The following is a 19,905-nucleotide window of genomic DNA, read 5'->3' as shown; positions in this document are numbered from 1 at the left end:
CCTCGTAGTTCAGGGGATGGTCGGCGGCAGGGGATCGGCTATGGGCCGGTGGGGGCCGCTATCGGTATCGATCACCACCGAACCCGCATGATCACGGGCCGGATCGCCACCACCCGCGGACAGGTGCCCCGCCAGCAGGCCGAGTTCCTCCGGGTCGGCCCCGACACCGACGAGAACTCCCCGCACCCCGGCCGGATCCGAATGCAGCCTGGGCAACAGGCGCGACATCGTCTCGGGTGAGGTCCGCATCCGAGACAGGTAGTCCTGCCGGGAGTGGCCCTTCCGCAGCCACTTCTCCGCGAACCGGTCCACCTTGGCCAGCAGGTCGGCCGCACCATCGGCGTAGTCCGCGGCGATGTCCTCGTCCGGGACACCCACCAGGGCCAGCAGGCAGGCCACGACAATGCCCGTGCGGTCCTTGCCGAAATGGCAGGTGACCAGGATCGGATCCCGTGCCGCTGCGGCGAGAGCACGGATGAGCCGCGCCCAGCAGCCCGGCTCGGCTCGGGTGAGGATGCCCCACAGATAGTCGGCGCGCTGGGCGGCGGTCGGTCGGTGCGCCTGGATGACATCGCGGGGATACCCGCCGAGGGGACATCGGATCCATCTGACCCCGGCTCCCAGCAGGGCATGCGGCGGGCCGTAGCGCAGCACCTCGGCATCCGAGCGGAGATCGACCACGGCGCCAAGCCCGTACTGGGCGACGAGGTGCTCGGCCTCGTACGGTGTGAGGGCGGTGATGTCGCCGCTACGGAGCAGGTGTCCGGGTGCCAATCCGGCTGAGGACCGCACGGCTCTGAGATTGACTCCGGGCCGAACGTGCGGACGGCTGTCTTCGGTCGTGCTGGGAAGAAGTGTCATGGGCGCTCCATCACCGCGGCGGGGTCCGCCCGGCGGAGGGATCCGGGCAGGAGCAGGGGCTGAGCTCGGAGTCGATCTGCCACCGCGCGAGACCGGGTACGGGGGACGACGCGGTGACCACGTTGTGCAGGAGCCGTAGGAGTCGCGCGCAGTCCGCCTGGGACCGGCAGAACCGGACCTCTCCGGACACGGTCGACAACAGGTCCCGCATGACCGCCAGCTCCCGGTTCCGGAAGCCAAGGGCCTTGCGCACCAAGGCCGAGAGATCACGCACCGGAGGGTCCACGCCGTGCCGCAGCCGCCGCGGAAGGTACTCCGAGCCCGCGTTGGCCGCGCCACGACGCCGTAGCCGCATACTGCGCCCCACCAACCGGCTGACGCACCGCAGGGGGTGATGGTCCAGAACGACAACCAGGTCGGCGCGGCGGACCCGGTGCGGCACCGTGTCCAGGTAGTTCCCGTCGATGATCCACGCTGGTTGCGCGGCCAACCGGACGTTGACGGACTCCCACTCCTGGTCGGGCGTGCGTTGCCAGCCGGGATACCAGTACAGGTCATCGAGGTGGAACAGGGGAAGGCCCGTGGCGTGTGCCAGCAGGTGACAGAAGCGCGACTTGCCGCTACCGGGGCTGCCGAGTACCGCAATCCGCTCGGGATGGCCCGTGCTACCGGTCATCGTCGGCTACCTGGGCGAGCAGATCGGCAACCCGATCCATCGTCGACGCGTCGGCAAGGGCGATCCGCACACATCCCTCCAGGCCGTGGAGCGCGTCGAGGGACCGGATGCGGTAACCCCGGCGGTACACCGCGTCGGCCAACCTGGCGGGCAACCCCGGTATCCCGGTGTCGAAGGTGGCGAAATTCGCGCCCGGGTCGAGACTGCGCCAGGTCGGGTGTGCATGCTGGACAGCGGTGACGAACCGCTGCCGGATTCCTCGGACGTCCCGCCAGATCGCGGCGAACTCCGCCTCCCGCGTCACGAGCCGGAGCAGGAGCTGCACCGCGCACCCGGACACCGTGCTGTCCGGACGGAATCGGCTCAGATAGTCCACGACGGGAGGCCGCGCGTACAGTGCGGCGATCCTGCTGCCGGCCACCGCGAACGCCTTGGAGTAGGAGCGCAGGACGACCAGCCGCGGAAAGCGGGCCAGCAAGGGAACGTGGTTGATGTCGGCAAAGGCGCCGTAGCACTCGTCGACCACGAGCAGGTGACCGTGTTGGTCGGCGAGGACCGCGAGCGCCGCGACGTCCTCCGTGGACAGGGTGAGTCCCGACGGGCTTGCCGGATTCGTCACCGCCACCAGCGATGGTGGAGCCGTTCGCAGAGCGGTACGCAGAGCGCCGGTGTCGATCCGCCAGGGAGATCGGACAAGGTGCTGGCAGCTCATCACGGGCAACCCCCGCAGCCGGGCATAGTGCCGCCATGCCTCGTAGGTTGGTTCGGGAAGCACCAACCGACCCGCGGGCACGCCGAAGGCGTCGATGAGGAGACTGACGGCGGTGTCCGAGCCCGCGGTCACCAGGACCGATGCCGGATCCAGACCCTCCCGCTCGGCCAGGGCGGCGACCAGCTCCTGCTGCACGGGATAGGAGCGGACCGCCTCGACCGTCAGGCCACGCGAGGCCTCGGCCACCAACCGATCGGCCGCCGGGTGGCGGAGCTCGCAGCTCTTGAGGTTGAGGACACCGGGGTGATGTGACCGCGGTTCCCATGTTGCCCCGTACGCGTCGGGGTGGGTGGGGAACCCGAGGTCGGCACTGGTCGTGGCCGCCATGGACATCGGGCCGGTACCCTCACGCGACGGGCTGCGCCAGCAGCTGGGGAATCTTGTGGTAGACCTCGGTGAGGCGGTCCTCCGTACCGAACAGGAACTGGTACAGGTCGGTGCGGGGCTCACCCTCGGGTTGGGAGATGATCTGTCGGTTGTAGCGGCTGATCTCCAGCGCCCGCATCGTGGGCTTCATGTCGTAGTACGGCGCGTACATCGTGGGCCGGATCCGTGCGCCGACGTCCTTGGCGACCTCCATCGTCCTGGCGACCCCCGCCGCGGTCGTTCCCGGCAGGCCGACGATCACGAAGGCGTTGAGCTCGATGCCGGCCCGCTGGCACCACCCGGCGACCTCCCGGAACCGCTGCTCCTCGATCCGCTTGGTCTTGGGGAGCTCGTCATGCCCGCCCTGTTCCAGGGTCTCCAGGCCCACCGAGATCCGTACGCATCCCGAGCGGCCCATCAACGTCACCAGCTCCTCGGTGAGGTGGTGCAGGGTCGTGGCGCACTTCCAGCGCACCGACAGCGGGCCGGTGAGGAAGCGTTCACACAGTTCGCGAACCCAGCGCCGGTTCAAGGTGAAGGTGGGCGCGTAGAAGGCGACGTACTCGAAGGGTGAGAGTGCCATGCTCTCGGTGAGGTAGGAGATCACCCGGTCCACGCTCAGCCGGCGCTCCCGCAGCCCGAAGATGTCGTGCACCTCGCAGAACGAGCAGCCCACCGGGCACCCGCGTGCGGCGGGGACGACCAGTTCCCGGCGGAAGGGGATGCCGCAGAACTTGTGCTCGTCCTGCCGGTACAGCCGGTCGTAGGCGGCGTACGGGATCTCCCGCACATCGGGCAGCACCCAGTCCTCGGCCGGCAGCGTGTCGCCCTTGGCGGTCGGGCTCAGCCACGCACCGTCGACCCGGGTGGCGGTGCCGGGCAGCGGCCCCACCCAGTCATCCTTGGCGACCGCCGTGACCACGTGGGCGACGCCGCACTCGTAATCGCCGGACTGCACCACGGCGTCGAGGTCGTACTGCATGAAAAAGCCCGGATTGATGCTGCTGAGCCGCCCGAAGGTGACCAGTCGGCTCTGCGGCGACAGCTCCCTGGCGTACATCACGAACCGATCGAGACCGTCGACGGCGTCGAAGTCGTTCATGATGGCGATGACCGAGTAGTCATTCTGGAAAAGCAGGTCGCCGACCGCTTTCCAGTTCATGTTCAGCACGCCCGCCTCGCACACGTCGACCTGGCTCACGCCGGGCAGCCGACGGAGGTGGCCGGCCACCATGTAGAGCGGGGTGTGATGCCCGGCGTTGAAGTAGCTGGGGACGTGGGGCGGCCAGATGACTAGTACCTTCACCAGAAGGCTCCTTCGGGTTCTCTTTCTACCGCCTGCGTTGTCGCGTCTGGCGACGGAAACGGTGGTTCCAACCGAGCCTGTCTGCCACAGCACGGAAGTAGGTACCGTCCGTCTCTCGGAGCGGAACGGCCAATGCGGTGGACCGCTCTCCTGCCGGGCGCACCGTCCGGTGATGGTTGACCCCCAAGGGAAACGTCGACCGCACGACGGTTCCGGTGGAGCTCAGCTTGTGTTCCGTGTAACGAGACGTCCTCTTAGTACCGCGGACATTCGGCCAATAGCGTCCTCGTTGGGCTGCAACCGGAACGTTGATGTCGAGGTCACCCATCACCGGATTTGGCTCCTGCACACCACACACGAACGTTCGATGAACATGCACCGCGATGGTCGCGAGTGTGGGCGAAACAGGGTCGCCCCGGTGATGACCGCGCTCGAATCATCACACGCGGTGGGTGCACACCACCGAGGCAGGTGTGCGCGCTCGCGGTGGCCCGTCAGGACATCCCCGGGCATCGGCCCCGACACCCGCCACGCCCACGCCCCGGCTTCGATCTCGTTCGGAGGTTCTTCACCATGCCGCATGCGGCATCGCATCCGTTCCTTGACACCTCCGCATCCTTCGGCAGCCCCCCGATACCCACGGAGCGGTTCCCGGGCCTGCACAGGGACTGGGTCCGGCTGGACGGACCCGCCGGCACCCAGACCCTCGACGTCGTGGCGGACGCCATGTTCGGGTACCTGGTCGACGGCAGAAACGCCAACACCGAAGGGTTCTTCGCGGCGAGCGAGTACACCGACGCGATGCTCGCCCGCACCAGGCAGGCCATCGGCCGGTTCTACGGCGCCGATCCCGAGGGCGTGGTGTTCGGCACGAACATGACGTCGCTGAACTTCGCCTTCACGCGGACAGTGGGGCGGACCCTGCGGCCGGGGGACGAGATCATCTGCACCACGCTGGACCACGAGGCGAACGTGGCACCGTGGTTGGCCATCGCCGAGGAGACCGGTGCCCAGGTCCGCTTCGCCACCTTCGAACCGGACACCGGCCGCCTCCCCACGGAGCAAGTGACCCGGCTGCTCACCGACCGAACCCGCTGGATCGCCGTCACCGGAGCATCGAACGTCCTGGGCACGATGCCGGACGTCGCCGCGATCACGACCGCCGCGCACGATGCCGGCGCACGCGTCCTGGTCGACGCCGTGCACCTGACACCACACCGGCCGATCGACGTTGCCGCCCTCGGCTGCGACGTCCTGCTCAGCTCCGCCTACAAGTGGTACGGCCCGCACATCGGCGTCCTGTGGGGGCGCCCGGAGCTGCTGGCCGACCTGCGGCCCTACCACGTCGGCGACCACGCCGACCCGGAGCCCGCACACTGGCAGGTCGGAACGCCACCGCTGGAGGCGATCGCCGGCCTCGCCGCCGCCGCGGAGTTCCTGCTCGAGGTGGGCATGGCCGACATCGTCCGGTACGAGCAGCGCGTCTTCGCCACGCTGCTGGCCGGCCTGCGCGACCTGCCCCGGGTCTCCGTCGTCGGACCGGACGACCACCTCGACCGGGCGCCCACGGTCACGTTCACGATCGCCGGCCAGAAACCCGACGATGTCGCGAGGTTCCTCGCTGACCGGCACATCGCGGTCTGGAGTGGAGACTTCTACGCACCACGGGCCATCTCCGCCCTGGGGTTGGGAGATGCCGGGGGAGCGGTGCGGGCCGGGGTCTCCTGTTACACCACCGAGGACGACGTCGCGACCTTCCTGACGGCCATCTCCACCCTGTGCTGACCACGTTCGAGCTCACCACCGCGAGTGTGCGGGTGGAAGGCGCGTGCCGTCGTCGCGATCGCCCGCAGAAAGAGAACGCCATGTTGCTGCAACGAACCACGCTCACCGACGATGAACGATTCGCTGTCACGGACCTGTTGACCGAACTGTCGAAGCGCTATCAGCAGTCCTCTGCAGTGGACTTCCTGCACGACGCGGCCGTGATTGCGCACGAGCTGCCGTTCGGGGTCCGTCGCGCGCTCACCGGCTTCCGCAACACCTCCACCACCGGAACCAGCACCGACGGAACGGCGGCACCGGCGGTGCTGGTGTTGTCCGGTCACACGGTGGACGACTCGACGCTCGGGCCGACCCCACCGCACTGGGCGCAGGGACTCGACACAACCCCGGCAACGCGCCAGATGGAGCTGCTGTTGATGCTCTACGGCACGCTGCTGGGGGAGGTGTTCGGCTGGGCCACGCAGCAGGACGGGCGGTTGGTCCACGATGTCGTTCCGACTCAGGGCCAGGAGAACGAGCAACTGGGATCGGGAAGCAGCGCCACCCTGATGTGGCACATCGAGGAGGCGTTCCACCCGCATCGGGCCGACTACGTCGGGCTGCTCTGCCTGCGCAACCCCGACGGTGTGGCCACCACCATCGGTGGCCTCGACCACCGCAAGCTGTCGGCCGAGGAAATCAGGTGCGCCCTGCAGCGGCGGTTCCACATCCGCCCGGACAACTCCCACCTTCCCTCGTACAACAGCACCACGGTGGCGCGCAATCCACAGTGGTTCGAGCAGGTGCACCGCATGGACACCCAGCCCGAGGCGGTGCCGATCCTGTTCGGCAACGCCGAGCAGCCGTTCCTGCGGATCGATCCCGCATACATGTATCCGGCGCCGGGTGACGCCGAGGCCGAAGCCGTGTTGCAACGGGTGATGGAGCTGATCGACCGCGATCTGGATTCGGTGACCCTGCGGGCGGGGGATTGCTGCTTCATCGACAACTACCGGGTCGTCCACGGCAGGAAGGCGTTCCGCGCCAAGTACAACGGCAGGGACCGATGGCTGAAACGTGTCAGCGTCACCCGAGACCTCCGCCGGTCGATCGAGGCACACGTCGACACAGCGTCCCGGATCATCGCCTGACCCAGGCGGATGTCGCTCACCCGCACAAGGAGATTGCGATGACCATCCCGGTCCTCAAAGCCGTTCCCGAAGACTTCGTTGTCACCGAGTGCCTTCCCCTCAGCGCCGAGCGGAACCGGGATGCCCCGTTCCAGTACCTGAAGATCCACAAGCGTGGCTACACCACGTTCCAAGCCCTGGACATGCTGGCCACCGGACTCTCGCTCCCGCCGACGGCAATCTCGGCGGCCGGCCTGAAGGACGAGGACGCGGTCACCGAACAGCTCGTCGCGGTGCGCGGCCGGGCCACCCCCGCGCAACTCGACCGGATCAACACCGAGGGCAGTGGCGGCGAGGACCGCTGGATCCAGGTGGCGCACGCGGGGTACGGCTCCCAGGACATCACGATCGGCGGGCTGCACGGCAACTCCTTCCAACTCGTGGTCCGCAACCTGGACGCCGACCTCGGCCAGACGCTGCGAACGGTTGCCAACAAGCGCATCAACATGTTCTTCGTCAACTACTACGACACGCAGCGCTTCGGGGTCGCCGGAGGACCCAAGCAGACCCACCTGATTGGACAGGCCCTGCTGTCCGACGACTACCCCCACGCCTTCGAGCTGCTCCGTGCCAGCGGCTCGGCCGAAGGGGCGCGTGCCCTGGAACACAACGGGGATCCCCGAAGCTTCTTCACCACGCTCGACCCGAGAACCACCGCGTTCTACCGCAGCGCGTACTCCTCCTATCACTGGAATCGGCGTGTGGGGGAACTGCTCGTCGAGGCCGCCCCCGCCGAGGCCGTCGAGCTCACCCGTGAGGACATCCCCTACGTGTTCCCCACCAGCACCGACGCCGCAATCGCGCTCCTCACCGTCCAGCGAGAGGTCGAGTACACCAAGTACCGCTGGAGGGACGGTGCGATCAGGCGAAGCACCTCCTCCCGTCCCACCGTGGTGCAGTCGCAGGTCAACGTCGAAAACGTGCAGCCGGACGACCTCTTTCCCGGCTCGGTCAAGGCGACCCTGTCCTTCTTCCTGCCCTCAGGCTGCTACGCGACGACCATGGTGTCCCAGCTTTTCCTGCGCCTGACCTGTCACACCAGTGATGCGCCCGAGCTGGCCGCGGTGGTCGTATGACCGTCACCGATCCCCTGCGCCCGCCGGGCAACGTGGACGCGCACCCCTTGGATGCCGGGCCGTACTGGGACATCCACGCCAACCCAGGGGACTCCCACGTCCGGCTCCGTCCCGGAGGCTTCAAGCACCTGCTCGTCCCGGCCTTGGCCGCGGCGTGCCTGGCCGACCAGCCATGGCGAATCACGAACGCGCCCGACATCGCCGACACCCGTGTGCTCAGCGCCATCGTCACGGAACTGGGCGCGAAGGTCACCGGCGCCGACGGCATGCTCACCGTCGACGCCGGCTCCCTCCACAGCCACACCATCCCCACCCAGTGGTCCAGCCAGATTCACGGTGGCGTCTACCTGCTGCCCACGCTACTGGCCACCCGTGGCCAGGTCGCTTCCGGAGCGCACGGCGGTTGCCGCATCGGTGGCGGGAGCAACGGGGCACGGCCCATGGCACACATGGCGACGGTGATGGAACGGTTCGGTGCTCGCTGCGCCGTCGCACCCGGCAACTTCCAGGCGTGGGCACCGCCCTCGGGACTGCGTGGCACCGTGATCGACCTCGCCGAGTTCGGCAGCCCGGACGCGGTGAGCGGCAAGCCCACCGGCCCGCACTACTCGGGCGCCACCAAGACGGCACTGCTGTTGGCCGCCACCGCCAACGGTACCACGGTGCTGCGCAACCCCTACCCCAAGCCCGACGTGACCGGCCTGGCGCACACCCTCGCCGCAGCCGGGGCGAGCATCCGGCTCAGCCCGACCGAGATCGTCATCGACGGTCGAGGGGGACCACTCGGCGCCACCCAGCTGACCCTGCCGTCGGACCTGATGGAGGTCATCACCTTCATCGCCGCCGCGGTCTGCCTGGACCGGCACGTCACACTCACGCTCGAGCAACCGGAGGTGGTGCGTGCCGGCCTGGCCCCGGAACTGCGGCACATGGACACCATGGGACTGTCCCTGTCCTGGAACGACCGGATGCTGGAGATCGAGCCGGTCCAACACCTCCGTCCCGCACACGTGGTGGCGGCATCGCATCTGGTCTACAGCGACGCGCAACCCCTTTTCGCGCTGATGATGCTCAAGGCGAGCGGCCCGTCCCGGTTGACCGAGACCGTGTGGCGCGGCCGGTTCGGCTACGTCAGCGGCCTGCGCGAGCTGGGAGCGCACCTGGAACAGGCCGGCGACGATCTCCTGGTGCGGCCCAGCAGGCTCCGACCCGCGCCCCGCCCGTTGCGGGCCGGCGACCTGCGTGCGGCGATGGCGCTGGTGATCGCCGCGCTGAGCACCGGGCAACCCCAGCGGCTGTACGGGGTCGAGCACCTTGCCCGTGGCTATGCCGAGGTGCGGGACAAGCTCGCCCGGTTCGGGGCACGGATCGACCTGCGGCCCAACCACGAGTGATCGTTCGTCATTCGCCACCGCTGGACCTGCCACGGGCAGGACGAGAGGAGTCACGACCATGGGGCAGACGATGTCGGGAACCGCGGCCCTGGAGATCGACTGGGATGCGTTTCGCCGGTCCTCCCTGGCGGAACACCCGTACCGGTGGGGACTGCTACGGGGGATGTTCCCCGCGCGGTTGCTGCCGGTTCTGGAGGTGGAGTTCCCCGGTGAGGGTTTTGTCGTGACGCAACGACGGTCCGGTGGCGACGCGGGCCAGAAGGGCTACCGGAGCGCGAACCTTTCGCTGGTGGCTGGGGGACATCCGGTTCGGGAGAACATCGATCTCCTCAGCTCGTTGTGGCGTCAACTGGTCGATGCGTTGTGTTCCCCCGAGTATCGTTCGGCCATCACGACCCTGAGCGGCCGGGACGTGTCGGAGTGCGCGCTGGAGCTGCGCGCGGTCCGTTACGGTCCCGGTTCGTGGATCGACCCGCACACCGACCGCGCTGACAAGATCGTGACACAGACCTGGTACTTCAACGACAACTGGCGTCCCGAGTGGCGCGGGCAGCTCGCCGTCCTGTCCTCCCCGGACAAGGCCGACGTCCACACCGAGGTGGCGCCGGCCCTGGGTGAGTCCGTCGTGCTCTGCCCCTCGGAGCATTCCTGGCACATGGTGCATCCGGTTGCGGAGAGCGCCGCAGGTGACCGGAGGACGCTGCTTGCCCACTTCGTCGCGCCCCGCTGAGTGCGGTGGCCTGCCGGGGTGGGTGGGGGGAGAACACCCGCTCGGCGGGGCCGACCGAACGGCGGGCTTGTCCGGAGAACCTGGGAGAGGTGAACGGGCCCTCGCGCGAGCGCCGCCGACACCACCTCAACGGAACTCCCGCATCGCGTCGAGCTTCCGCGACAATGCCGTGGTCGCGGTCAGCAGGTGGGGGAGCACGTCCTGCGGGCGGCAGTGCTCGGCCGGTGCGCCCACGGCGATGGCGGCGAGGGCCTGGTCGCCGGGATCGAGAAGGGGAACCGCCACGCTGAGGGCACCACCGGAGTGGTCACGGACCACCGAGTAGCCGCGGGTCCGGATCCGGGTGAGTTCGGGGTCATGGGTGCCGGTCCGGGAACGGTCTTGCGTCGGAATGGACGGTTGTGACCAGGAGCGGGTCCGCGGGGCCGGCCGTGAGGGACGGTAGGCAAGCAGCGCCCGGTAGGCGGCAGCGGTGATCACATGATCGTCGGGGTATCGGCAGCCGCCCGACTGGTACAGGGTGACCTGGTCAAGATGGACCGCGTCGTGGTGCTCGAGGACGGACAGGCAGACCTTGGTACGGGTGGCGCTGCCGACCCGGTGTAGGTACGGCATCGCTGCCTCGCGCAGCAGTCGTTGTCGCGGCGCCCGCGAGCCCAGCACGTAGAGCCGCTGCCCTAGGCGCAGGCCGGAACTGCCACGCTCGAGCATCCCCCAGCCCAGGAGCTCGGTCACCAACCGGTGTGTCGTCGGCTTGGCCAGCTTGGCTCGCCGAGAGATCTCGGACAGCGAAAGCTCGAAATCACCGGGTTGGAACGTCATGAGGACGGAGAGTCCCTTGGCGAGCATCGACAGCCTGCCCGCCGGGACGGATGGTGCGGATGTCGGGATGGAGGAATCACGGTCCGGTTGCATCAGTTGTCCCTGCTGTTGTCAGTCCGAGAATGTCGTGCTGGGGTTGACGAGTGCACGGGTAACGTCGGCGCCGGTGAGGTGATTCCGGAGGGAGAGACCGATACGGGCTCGCGGGTTCCTCGCGATGGGAAGTGCCCGATGTGCCGTGTGGCCGCGACCGAAACCCGAAGGCATACTGCTCCTCGTTTCCGCCACACATGACCGCCCGCGGTCCGGTAACCGCTCTTTCTCGGCATCCGCCAGAAACATCCGTGATGTGCCCGAGATTAGTGACGGAGTCACGCCTCCGCCACCATCGGCGATGGTGGCGGAGGTCTCCATGAGCACACGATATAGGTGCGTCGAAGAATCAGCGAAACTGATAAGTAACTTGACGCGCGAAGGCAACCTCGAGCCCGGCGGGACCCTGGCGCGGTCGGCCGGGGGGTCGGCGAACCGTCCCTCCTCGGCAGCCCGTGGGCACGGGACCAGGCCCGACGGCTCGAACGGCGGGGCGAAACGGCACGGAAGCGGTTACAAGGTACTGAATTCAACGATTCTCATGAGGTCCTCTGACCCTCAGTGGTGGGGACGTGTCTCGGGCACCACAAGGTGGCGCACAACCGGGGGACGCACCATGCACGATTCGACTCCGGTCAAGGAGTTGGCCGATATGCGTCCGATTCTGGCCGAGCGGCCGCTACCGCGCAGCTCGCACGGCCGCGGTGTGACGGACCTGCGCCTGCGGGCTGGATATTGCCGAGACCACGCAGTCCGCGTCGTCGAGACTGGCGACGGCGTGCGCGCGGCCTTGATGGTCGGGGAGAACACCGATGCGACCAGCGGGGAGCGGTCCGACGACGGGGTGGGCTGGCGGCGCGGGATGGACATGACGTTCACCAGGACCTGAGCTAGACCGTCCCTTAACTCCCTTATTACTCCCTATGGTAGGGTAAAATAAGGAGTGATTGAGGATGATGCAACAGTGGTACTCAGTGGAGCAGGTGGCCGACCTGCTCGGGCTGCACGTCAAGACCGTGCGCGGGTACGTCCGGGATGGGCGCTTGGCCGCGGTCCGCGTGGGCAAGCAGTACCGAATCTCCCGCGAAGACCTCGCGGAGTTCACCGGCGGGCAGCCCGAACCGGTTGCGCGGACCCGGCACGTCGAGGTGTCGAGCTTCGTGCAGATCGACGCGATCAGTCGCGAGTCGATGACCAGGCTGACCACCATGGTCATGGGCTCGCTCCGCGGCGAGCCGGACGGTGAGCCCCTGCGCGTGCAAACGATCTACGACGAGGAGCGCGCCAGCCTCAAGGTCATCGTGATCGGTGGGACGACCCGCACCGCCGAACTCCTCAGGCTCATCGACGCGATCGTGGGGCAGGTATGAAGGGCATATACAAATCGGCGTCGGGGGCCGGGATGCTGGCGCAGCGGTACCGCGAGGCGCTGGAATCGTGGCCGGTGCCGAGCGAGTACCGGCGCGTGCCGACGTCGCAGGGCGAGACGTTCGTGCTGGCCTGCGGGCCAGAAGGCGCGCCCCCGGTGCTGCTCCTGCACGGTTCCTCGGCGAACGCGCTGAACTGGTTCGCCGACGCGCCCACCTGGGCCGGTGAGTTCAGGCTGTACGCCGTGGACCTCATCGGCGAGCCCGGCCTGAGCGCGCCCTCCCGTCCGCCACTGGGTTCTGCGGACTACGCGCGCTGGCTCGACGAAGTGCTCGACGCGCTGGGCCTGGACAACGTGGCGGTCGTGGCGGAATCGCTTGGTGGGTGGCTGGCGGTGGACTACGCGACCAGGCGACCCGATCGGGTTTCGCAACTGGCACTGCTGTGCCCGGGCGGGATCGGCAGGCAGAAGTGGGGCCCGTTGTTGATCGCGCTCCTGCTGCTGCCGTTCGGCGCCTGGGGGCGGCGCAAGTCCATGGCGCTGTTGTGCGGAACCGCGGACATCCCCGAGTTCGCCTTGCTCATCCAGCGGCATTACCGCCCACGGATGGAGAAACTGCCGATCTTCGACGATTCCGCCCTGCGTCAGTTGACCATGCCCGTGCTGGTCGTCGTCGGTCGGCAGGACCGCATGTTCGATTCCGCGGGAACACAGCGCAGACTGGCTCGGGCGGTGCCGCACGCCGCCGTCATCGCGCTGTCCGGCGCGGGGCACCTCCTACCTCGCCAGACCAGGGCCGTCCTCGAATTCCTCCGTACGAAAGGAAGTTCGAATACCTGAGAGCCTGCGCCGTGTCCACGGCGAGAACGTGCCGGTGTGCGGCGAGAGGGTCCGCCGCAGGGCGAGCGGGAGGCGCTGGACCTCATGAGGCCGTTTTCCGCTGCGAGCGGGAAGACCGCGCCAACCAGGCGGTGATCCCGGTCGAGCCGATCGAGGACGGTTTCTTCCAGCTGAGCATGGGAGTCCCGGTGCGGCCTTGCCGCGGCGCGCCACGTACCGGCTCGGTGTCGCCGATGCAACAGGGGCCTTTCTCGTGCGGTTGGTCCCTATTGTTCACAGGAGGTTCAGCTGTTGCAGGTCGGTGGCGTATTTGCGGATGAGTGACGCCGACACGTGGGGAATGTCTTTGTCGGATCCGACTTTGGCGGCTTGCACGGCGGCGCGAAACCGGTCGGCCGGGATGGTGGAACCGTGGTTGGCCTCACCGGCTACGGCGAAAGCGTGCATCAAGGGCAGCGACGAGTGCTGCCGCTGCCATTCCGGCATGGCGCGCACGGCGGTGTCGAAGCGGGTGAACCACTCGTCGTAGCTGTCGATCCGCTGGATGGGGTAGCCGGCGTCGTTCAGCCAATCGACAAAGACGTCGAGGGAGATTCCGTCGTCATGCGGATTCACGACGTTGAAGGTCTGGAACCCGTCCGTGGCCTGCCCGCCGAGGGTGGCGATGGCCTCGGCGGTGAAGTCGACAGGCAGTCCGTCGTAGTGTGCCGACTGTCGGTTGCCTTGGGCGTCGAGCTGGTAGAAGGAACGCGGTGCGATTCCGGTGGCCATGAGGCTGAGCAGCAGGCGGGTGAAGCTGTCTGGCACGTTCAACTGGCCGACGTAGCGGCTGTGCGCGAGGATCATGTCGGACCGGAAGACGGCGACGGGGAGACCGCACAGGTCGTGCGCTTCCCGGAGTAGGACCTCGCCGGCCCATTTGCTGGTCGCGTAACCGTTGGCGTAGCTCTGGTCCAGCTGACGGACCGGGCTCGCGACACGGATGTCGGCATTTTCGTCGAGAGCTGAGGGCGTGGCTTGCGAGGCGGCCACGGCCACGGTCGAGACGTAGGTGACGGGCTTCATCCGTCGGGTGAGGGCCAGCTGGACCAGCTCGGCCGTGCCGACGACGTTGGGGCCGAACAGCTGGTGGTACGGAAGGACGTGATTGACCAGTGCCGCTGCGTGGACGATCAGGTCGACGCTGTCGGCCAGCCGGTGCCAGGTCTGTTCGTCCAAGCCCAGGTTCGGCTCACCGATATCACCGGCGAGGACTTCCAGATGTTTCGCGGCCAGCCTGCGAAAATGCTGGACCAGTTCGGCGTCACCACTGTCGAAAGCATCCTCGAGTCGCTTCCTCGCCGCAGCCGCGTTACTTCCCCGAACGATGCAGATCAGCGTTCCGCCGGTCTGCGCCAGCCGTTCCAGCCATTCCAGGCACAGGAAACGCCCGAGATATCCGTTTGCTCCCGTCAACACGACGGTTCGCGGAGGACCGCTCGGGCGAGGAAGTGTCTTGGCCCCGGCGAGCGTCTTGGCGTCGAGGAACTTGTCCAGCGTGAGATCACTGGCGCAAACTCTCGAGCTGTCGGTGCCGTGCACGGTCGCGAACGTGGGCCGTTTCGCCCCGGATTCGCGTGCCGTTTCGATGTAGTTCGCCAGCTGCTGCAAGTCGTTCGCCGGGCTGATGACGACGCCTACCGGAACCTCGACGCCGAAGATCTCGGTGAGCAGGTTGGAAAAGGACAACGCGGACAGCGAGTCGCCGCCCAGATCCGTGAAGTGCGCGTCAGCGCTCAGCTCGGCGGTCGAGCTCCCCAGCAGCGCATGAGCGGCTCGCACAACGGTGTCGAACACCGGCTGGTCACGACCGACGTGACGCAGCGCGCGCAGTTCGCTCGTCTCCCGTTCGGCCAGATCCGCGTACAGCTGCTCAAGGCGCTCGCCGTAACGCTCCTTGAGACGTGGTCGCAGCAGCTTGCGCGCATCCGAGAGCAGGCCGTTCTCAGTACTGAACGGCTCGGTCTCGATCAGGAAGTCGCGCGGAATCTCGTAGGAGTTCAGGCCAGTATCTTTCGCGATCTGCTGAAGCGACTCGCTGAGCAGCGGCCTGAGGTTCTCCACGACGTTCCCGACGCGCTTGATCGCGTCCGGGGTGGGAACGATCACCGCGAGTAGGTAGGCGCGTTCGCTGTTGCCGTAGACGAAGATCTGCCGGATCAACGGGCTGCTGGTGAAGATGGCCTCCAGGTGCGAGACGGTCACGAACTCACCCTGCGACAACTTCAGCACGTTGTTGCGGCGGTCGACATAGACGAGCTGGTCCGGCCCGATCTCGGCCATGATGTCGCCGGTCCGGTAATAGCCGTCCTCGTCGAACACCTCCGTGGTGACCTCGGGTCGTTTGTAGTACCCGGGGATGATCGTTTCCGTCTTGATTAGGAGCTCTCCCCGCGGGTGCGGCGAGTCAGTCCGGAAGTACCCCAGTTCAGGAACGTCGACGAGCTTGTAGTCGAGTACCGGCGGCCGCGCCACCCGATTGTCGATCATGATGTGACCGGCCTCTGTCGAGCCGTAGCCGTCGTGCAGTTCCAGATCCAGACAGGACTCGACGAACGCCGCCATGTCGGCGGACAGGGGCGCAGATCCACAGACCGCCCACACGACACGGCCACCGAGGACCTTGTCCCGCAGCTCCGACTTCACCTCCGCCTCGACCGTGTCCCGGTCACCGGCCTGGGACACCCGCCGGTCCAGTTCACTCTGGTACCACTGGAACAACATGTCACAGATCCGTGGCACCAGGAGCAGTTCCGTGGGCCGGACCAGAGCGATGTCGTCGAACAGCGTCGACAGGTCGCTCCTGGTCGCGAAGTAACTGGTGCCGCCGCAGGCGAGAGTTCCGATCAACGATACCCGTCCCGCGACGTGACTCAGCGGCAGGAAATTGATCCCGATGCTGGGAAGGTCGATCGACCTGAACCAGTGCATCCGCCACGTCCTGCTGACCAACCGCTCCGTGTACATGGCCCCCTTGGGGGTCCCCGTGCTTCCGGATGTGTAGAGGAGCGCGACCAGCCGATCGTCATCCGGGTCGGTGAACAAGGGCGCGGGAGACGACGCCTTTCCACGTTCGAGCACCGCGGCCAGCGAGTCGACAACCACCGGGCTGCCGGATTCTTCCAGACGCCGGCGCGCGGATTCCAGCTTGTCGCGCTGGTCGTCGACTTCCGGGCAGTAGTCGAACACGATCAGCCGCCGCAGCGACGTACTCGTCAACGCGCACTCGACAGCGGTGTCCAGAAACTCCATGCTCGCGGCCAGGATGCGCGGCCCGGTCTCCGCGATGATCGGTGTCAGTTGGGCCATCGACGCGCTGGACTGGAGCGGCACACAGACCGCTCCCAGATGGATGCAGGCCAGATCGAGCGTCGTGTAGTCACTGCTGGTGAAGCCGAGGAAGCAGACGAAGTCACCCGCGCCGAGCGGATGTTCGGGATCGTGATGCCATTCACTGGCAACCGCGCCGACACGGTCCCACAGTTCGCGATAGCTGATGGTGTCGAACCTGGGCAACAGACGAAGTGAGGTGCGGCCCGTCGCCGGGTCGGTGATCAGCTCCTTCGCGCGTTCTCCGAGAGCCGGCCGGTCCGCGTAGCCCTCCATGATCGTGGCCACGATTTGCGCGAGCCCCATCCCGGGCTGTCGTACCGCCGCACTGACCGCGTCAAGGGGTTGGGCCTCTCGACACTGCGGGTCGCTGGCGCACAACTCAGCGATGCGACGCTCCTGGCGAGCGTCAGTCAGCCCGCCGACGCCATTGATCTCGGCCCGCGAACTCGTCGCCATAGGTCTGTCCTCCGTCAGTCACCACCACGCACCGGCGAACGCCGCTGACCCCCCAGTTAGGTGCATTGCCAAACTAAGTATATGGCGGGTGCCCAGATCATCACAGCGATGACAGTGTGACTTGCAACTCTTTACAGAATGATCAACCCAGTGGGCCGGACGGTCCGTTGTGGATCACGTTCGGTCCTAACGAGGCTGAGTTGCCATCTCGCCGAGCACTTGTCGACGGAAGGTCCCGGGCGAGCCCATACGCGGGCCGTCACGCACCAGCAATCCACTCGTGGACGCCCACAGTCTCGGCGCTCGATAACCATTTCCAAGGCACGGTTGAGCCCGAGTCCTTTCCTCATCGGGTGAAATCACCAATACCTTCCTCGACGCGTGAACACTTGCTCACCGAGGTCCCGACCGGGGCGGAGGCCGTCCCGGGCGTCCTGCTCAAGCAGGTCGACGTCCTCCTGGCCGGGGCCGGGTCAGTGCCGGCTTCGAGATGGTGGTGGCCAACTTCAGCGCCGGCATCCTGGGTAGCGCGCCATGGCGCTGGTCGGGGGTGCTCGGCGTCGGCGGGCGGCGCGGATCTCGGAACGGTATGCGGTCATCGCGGAGATGCGGCGGCTCCACCCGCTACGCCACCGCCGCGCGGCAACTCCTGGAACTAGGGGTGAGCACTTTGAGTGTGTCTCGGATCCGGGAGCGGCCGAGATGGTGTCCTGGGGCTATGCGTTGCGCATGATCGTGTCGCACGTCCAACTTCCGCCGGGTGAATTGATCTTCTTCTCTCCTGCCGGCTGGGAAGGCTGCCCTCGTGGGACTCTGTGATTCGCGCCGGAGGCCGTGCCGCGCAGCGGTTAGGTGGCCTTCAGGACGAAGAAGAGGAAGCACAGGAAGGCTGGCTTGTCCGCGAGTTCGTCGGGGAACAGTTCGTGGGCGCCTGGTGCTGGGTGCGGTTCGCTGATGACGGCTGTGCGGAAGCCGGCTGTGGTGAAGGCGTCGGTCATCGCGTGCAGCGGTCGGTGCCAGTAGGTGAGCACGGCGTCCTGGCCGTTGAAGGTGTGCTCCGCGGACCACTTGCGGGTCGCGAAATAGTCGGCTTCGGGATGGAGCAGCTTGAAGACGATGGGGTGGTTGACGGACATGATCAGCCGGCCGCCGGGCCTCAGCACGCGCCGCAACTCGGCCAGCGGTGCGGTCCAGTCCTCCAGGTAGTGCAGCACCAGGGCCGCGATGACATCGTCGAACGCGCCGTCAGGAAACGGCAGCGGGCTGCCCGGGTCGGCAACCCGAGCCCAACATTGGTCCATGTCGACCGCCTCGCCCGGTCCGCCTCGCGATCAGCGACACGAACCATTCCGGACACGGCCCTTGCTGCCATGACCCGCACCGAGCTTGAATACGACACTGCGAGTTGAGCGCGAACCCAAGCATCCAGGCTGGTTCTGGTGGGCACGGACCCTTGGGTTCCCGGCGAGGAACCAAATGGCGTGATCTGCTGGCCGACCTGCACGACAACGCTCGGCCCGTCGCGCTGATTCCGCTGGTGGCGTAACCGATTCCCCGGCATGCGGCCGCAGACCTACCGTGGCCGCATGCACTCACCGATCACGGGCACGGCCGCCGGCGTGCCGTTCACCGCCCTACCACCGGCCGATGACGGCCCCGCGCCGCTGATCGTCACCTGGCACATGCTGGACGCGCCGAGGTCGAATGCCGCATTCGCTGCCGCGTTGCCGATGAACGACCTGCCCGCGTGGCGGGTGCATCTCGGCATGCCGATGTGCGGGGCGCGCATGGTCGACGGCAGCACCGACGCCATCGTGGAGCTGTTCCGCAAGGACGCCCTGATGTCCTTTCTGTACCCATTCGTCCGACAGGCGACCGAGGAGTTCCCGGCCGCACTGGCGTCGATCCGTGCGCAGCTGCCGGTCGATGACGGCCCGATCGGCGTCCTCGGCGGCTCGCTGGGCGGGGCCGTCGCGCTGCGGATCCTTGCCGACACCGAGATTCCGGTTGCCGCTGGCGCCGTCGTGAACGCCGCCATCCGAATGCGGTCCGTCGTCGGCCTGTTCCCGGGCGACTACCGGTATGACGCCGAGTCCGAGAAGGCCGTCGACAGCCTGGACTTCGTCGCCAAGGCGGGCGCCATCGCTGGTCGCGCGCCGCTGCTGGTCGTCAGCGGCGAGTTGGATCACCCGGCGCTGCGTGCCGACGCGTTGCACCTCGTCGACGCATTGGGGGAACGGTCCGAACTTCTGTCGATCCCTGGGTTGGCGCATCCGCTCGCCGACGAGCCCGGCATCGAACCCGCGCCACAGCTGCCGCTGGCCCGCGAGGTGGACGCCGGCCTGACCACGTGGTTCCAACGCCACCTCGGATGCAGGCCACGTCGGCGACCGGCTTCCTCGCGACGTTCAGCCGTGAGCTGTGCCCACACATCGCGCGGGCTGAGCCATCGGGGCAGAGCATGAAACGGCCGTCTTGGATGAGTACCCGTGGTTGTTCCTGCCGCTTTCCGGGTGCCAAGCAGAAGCTGGACGACTGGTGCGGTGCGCGGCAGCGGCGAGCCCTGTGGATCGTCCCCATGCTGGCACCATTCGCCGACATTCGATCACCAAAGATCACGAAGTGACACGGCGAAATCGGCGGAGAGACGACGCCAAATTTCGCTGCAGAGTCAACAGGACACGTGAAGGCGCGACCTATGTCCGTTCCGCTGGAACCTTGCGGATGTGGGTGAGCTGATCTGCAGCCCGCAGACTAACGACCTCGTGCATGGTTAGGGATGGGATGTGTTCCACCCTGGTTCGCTCGTGAGTTCACA

15 protein-coding genes and 1 pseudogene are annotated in these 19,905 nt (G+C 67.3%); 9 read left to right on the top strand and 7 right to left on the bottom strand.

Annotation, left to right across the window (positions count from 1 at the left end; translation table 11 throughout):
• Nucleotides 1-9: 9 nt before the first annotated feature.
• From IEY55_RS09525 to IEY55_RS09510, 4 genes are all read right to left on the bottom strand, one after another.
• A complete protein-coding gene (locus tag IEY55_RS09525; RefSeq protein ID WP_189056173.1) occupies nucleotides 10-792 on the bottom strand; it encodes a tyrosine-protein phosphatase in 783 nt (260 codons plus the stop codon).
• A 79-nt stretch (nucleotides 793-871) separates the two neighbouring features.
• Nucleotides 872-1,537, bottom strand: coding sequence for a P-loop NTPase family protein (locus IEY55_RS09520; RefSeq protein ID WP_189056171.1), 666 nt, complete (start codon nucleotides 1,535-1,537; stop codon nucleotides 872-874).
• Entirely contained in the window at nucleotides 1,527-2,642 is a 1,116-nt protein-coding gene (locus IEY55_RS09515; protein ID WP_189056169.1) for an aminotransferase class I/II-fold pyridoxal phosphate-dependent enzyme, read from the bottom strand. Before IEY55_RS09515 ends, IEY55_RS09520 begins: the two co-directional genes overlap by 11 nt.
• 13 nt (nucleotides 2,643-2,655) lie before the next feature.
• Nucleotides 2,656-3,981 carry a B12-binding domain-containing radical SAM protein gene (locus tag IEY55_RS09510; protein ID WP_189056167.1) on the bottom strand — a complete coding sequence of 442 codons (1,326 nt, stop codon included), beginning with the start codon at nucleotides 3,979-3,981 and terminating at the stop codon, nucleotides 2,656-2,658.
• Nucleotides 3,982-4,554: 573 nt separating this feature from the next.
• Here IEY55_RS09510 and IEY55_RS09505 point away from each other — a divergent pair.
• The 5 genes from IEY55_RS09505 (at nucleotide 4,555) to IEY55_RS09485 (ending at nucleotide 10,135) form a co-directional block, all read left to right on the top strand.
• On the top strand, nucleotides 4,555-5,766 hold the full coding sequence (locus tag IEY55_RS09505; protein WP_189056166.1) for a cysteine desulfurase-like protein: 1,212 nt from the start codon (nucleotides 4,555-4,557) through the stop codon (nucleotides 5,764-5,766).
• A gap of 80 nt (nucleotides 5,767-5,846) precedes the next feature.
• Entirely contained in the window at nucleotides 5,847-6,896 is a 1,050-nt protein-coding gene (gene gntD, locus IEY55_RS09500; RefSeq protein WP_189056164.1) for a guanitoxin biosynthesis L-enduracididine beta-hydroxylase GntD, read from the top strand.
• Between the two features lie 38 nt (nucleotides 6,897-6,934).
• Nucleotides 6,935-8,011, top strand: coding sequence for a tRNA pseudouridine(13) synthase TruD (truD, locus tag IEY55_RS09495; RefSeq protein ID WP_189056161.1), 1,077 nt, complete (start codon nucleotides 6,935-6,937; stop codon nucleotides 8,009-8,011).
• A complete protein-coding gene (locus IEY55_RS09490) occupies nucleotides 8,008-9,405 on the top strand; it encodes a carboxyvinyltransferase (RefSeq protein ID WP_189056160.1) in 1,398 nt (465 codons plus the stop codon). Before truD ends, IEY55_RS09490 begins: the two co-directional genes overlap by 4 nt.
• A gap of 58 nt (nucleotides 9,406-9,463) precedes the next feature.
• Nucleotides 9,464-10,135: a 2OG-Fe(II) oxygenase gene (locus tag IEY55_RS09485; RefSeq protein ID WP_189056158.1), complete on the top strand. Its 672-nt coding sequence runs from the start codon at nucleotides 9,464-9,466 to the stop codon at nucleotides 10,133-10,135.
• A 126-nt stretch (nucleotides 10,136-10,261) separates the two neighbouring features.
• On the opposite strand, the gene IEY55_RS09480 is transcribed toward IEY55_RS09485, so the two are convergent.
• Complete coding sequence (locus IEY55_RS09480; RefSeq protein ID WP_189056156.1) at nucleotides 10,262-11,050, bottom strand: IclR family transcriptional regulator; 789 nt, start codon at nucleotides 11,048-11,050, stop codon at nucleotides 10,262-10,264.
• 616 nt (nucleotides 11,051-11,666) lie between these two features.
• Here IEY55_RS09480 and IEY55_RS09475 point away from each other — a divergent pair.
• The 3 genes from IEY55_RS09475 to IEY55_RS09465 all read left to right on the top strand — a co-directional run bounded on the left by IEY55_RS09475 (nucleotide 11,667) and on the right by IEY55_RS09465 (nucleotide 13,259).
• Nucleotides 11,667-11,939 carry a hypothetical protein gene (locus IEY55_RS09475; RefSeq protein WP_189056154.1) on the top strand — a complete coding sequence of 91 codons (273 nt, stop codon included), beginning with the start codon at nucleotides 11,667-11,669 and terminating at the stop codon, nucleotides 11,937-11,939.
• Nucleotides 11,940-12,003: 64 nt separating this feature from the next.
• On the top strand, nucleotides 12,004-12,420 hold the full coding sequence (locus IEY55_RS09470; RefSeq protein ID WP_189056152.1) for a helix-turn-helix domain-containing protein: 417 nt from the start codon (nucleotides 12,004-12,006) through the stop codon (nucleotides 12,418-12,420).
• Nucleotides 12,417-13,259, top strand: coding sequence for an alpha/beta fold hydrolase (locus IEY55_RS09465; RefSeq protein ID WP_189056150.1), 843 nt, complete (start codon nucleotides 12,417-12,419; stop codon nucleotides 13,257-13,259). The genes IEY55_RS09470 and IEY55_RS09465 overlap by 4 nt, the downstream gene beginning before the upstream one ends.
• Before the next feature lie 273 nt (nucleotides 13,260-13,532).
• Here IEY55_RS09465 and car read toward each other — a convergent pair whose 3' ends face one another.
• A complete protein-coding gene (gene car, locus IEY55_RS32760; RefSeq protein ID WP_189056148.1) occupies nucleotides 13,533-17,087 on the bottom strand; it encodes a carboxylic acid reductase in 3,555 nt (1,184 codons plus the stop codon).
• An 848-nt stretch (nucleotides 17,088-17,935) separates the two neighbouring features.
• Nucleotides 17,936-18,370 (bottom strand): annotated as a pseudogene (locus tag IEY55_RS09455) (methyltransferase domain-containing protein); the annotation flags it as partial.
• Nucleotides 18,371-18,673: 303 nt separating this feature from the next.
• Between IEY55_RS09455 and IEY55_RS09450 the strand changes: the two are divergent.
• Nucleotides 18,674-19,552, top strand: coding sequence for an alpha/beta hydrolase family protein (locus IEY55_RS09450; RefSeq protein ID WP_229686216.1), 879 nt, complete (start codon nucleotides 18,674-18,676; stop codon nucleotides 19,550-19,552).
• Nucleotides 19,553-19,905 lie beyond the last annotated feature (353 nt).

This window comes from Longimycelium tulufanense (genome assembly GCF_014645795.1).
Taxonomy (GTDB): Bacteria; Actinomycetota; Actinomycetes; order Mycobacteriales; family Pseudonocardiaceae; genus Longimycelium; species Longimycelium tulufanense.
This window is presented reverse-complemented; position numbering and strand designations above follow the sequence as displayed.

Bases quoted from the DNA above. Each gene is read 5' to 3' on its own strand.
- IEY55_RS09520 (WP_189056171.1), bottom strand. From the start codon at position 1,537: ATGACCGGTAGCACGGGCCATCCCGAGCGGATTGCGGTACTCGGCAGC.
- IEY55_RS09515 (WP_189056169.1), bottom strand. From the start codon at position 2,642: ATGTCCATGGCGGCCACGACCAGTGCCGACCTCGGGTTCCCCACCCAC.
- IEY55_RS09505 (WP_189056166.1), top strand. From the start codon at position 4,555: ATGCCGCATGCGGCATCGCATCCGTTCCTTGACACCTCCGCATCCTTC.
- gntD (WP_189056164.1), top strand. From the start codon at position 5,847: ATGTTGCTGCAACGAACCACGCTCACCGACGATGAACGATTCGCTGTC.
- truD (WP_189056161.1), top strand. From the start codon at position 6,935: ATGACCATCCCGGTCCTCAAAGCCGTTCCCGAAGACTTCGTTGTCACC.
- IEY55_RS09490 (WP_189056160.1), top strand. From the start codon at position 8,008: ATGACCGTCACCGATCCCCTGCGCCCGCCGGGCAACGTGGACGCGCAC.
- IEY55_RS09485 (WP_189056158.1), top strand. From the start codon at position 9,464: ATGGGGCAGACGATGTCGGGAACCGCGGCCCTGGAGATCGACTGGGAT.
- IEY55_RS09480 (WP_189056156.1), bottom strand. From the start codon at position 11,050: ATGCAACCGGACCGTGATTCCTCCATCCCGACATCCGCACCATCCGTC.
- IEY55_RS09475 (WP_189056154.1), top strand. From the start codon at position 11,667: ATGCACGATTCGACTCCGGTCAAGGAGTTGGCCGATATGCGTCCGATT.
- IEY55_RS09470 (WP_189056152.1), top strand. From the start codon at position 12,004: ATGATGCAACAGTGGTACTCAGTGGAGCAGGTGGCCGACCTGCTCGGG.
- IEY55_RS09465 (WP_189056150.1), top strand. From the start codon at position 12,417: ATGAAGGGCATATACAAATCGGCGTCGGGGGCCGGGATGCTGGCGCAG.
- car (WP_189056148.1), bottom strand. From the start codon at position 17,087: ATGGCGACGAGTTCGCGGGCCGAGATCAATGGCGTCGGCGGGCTGACT.
- IEY55_RS09450 (WP_229686216.1), top strand. From the start codon at position 18,674: ATGCACTCACCGATCACGGGCACGGCCGCCGGCGTGCCGTTCACCGCC.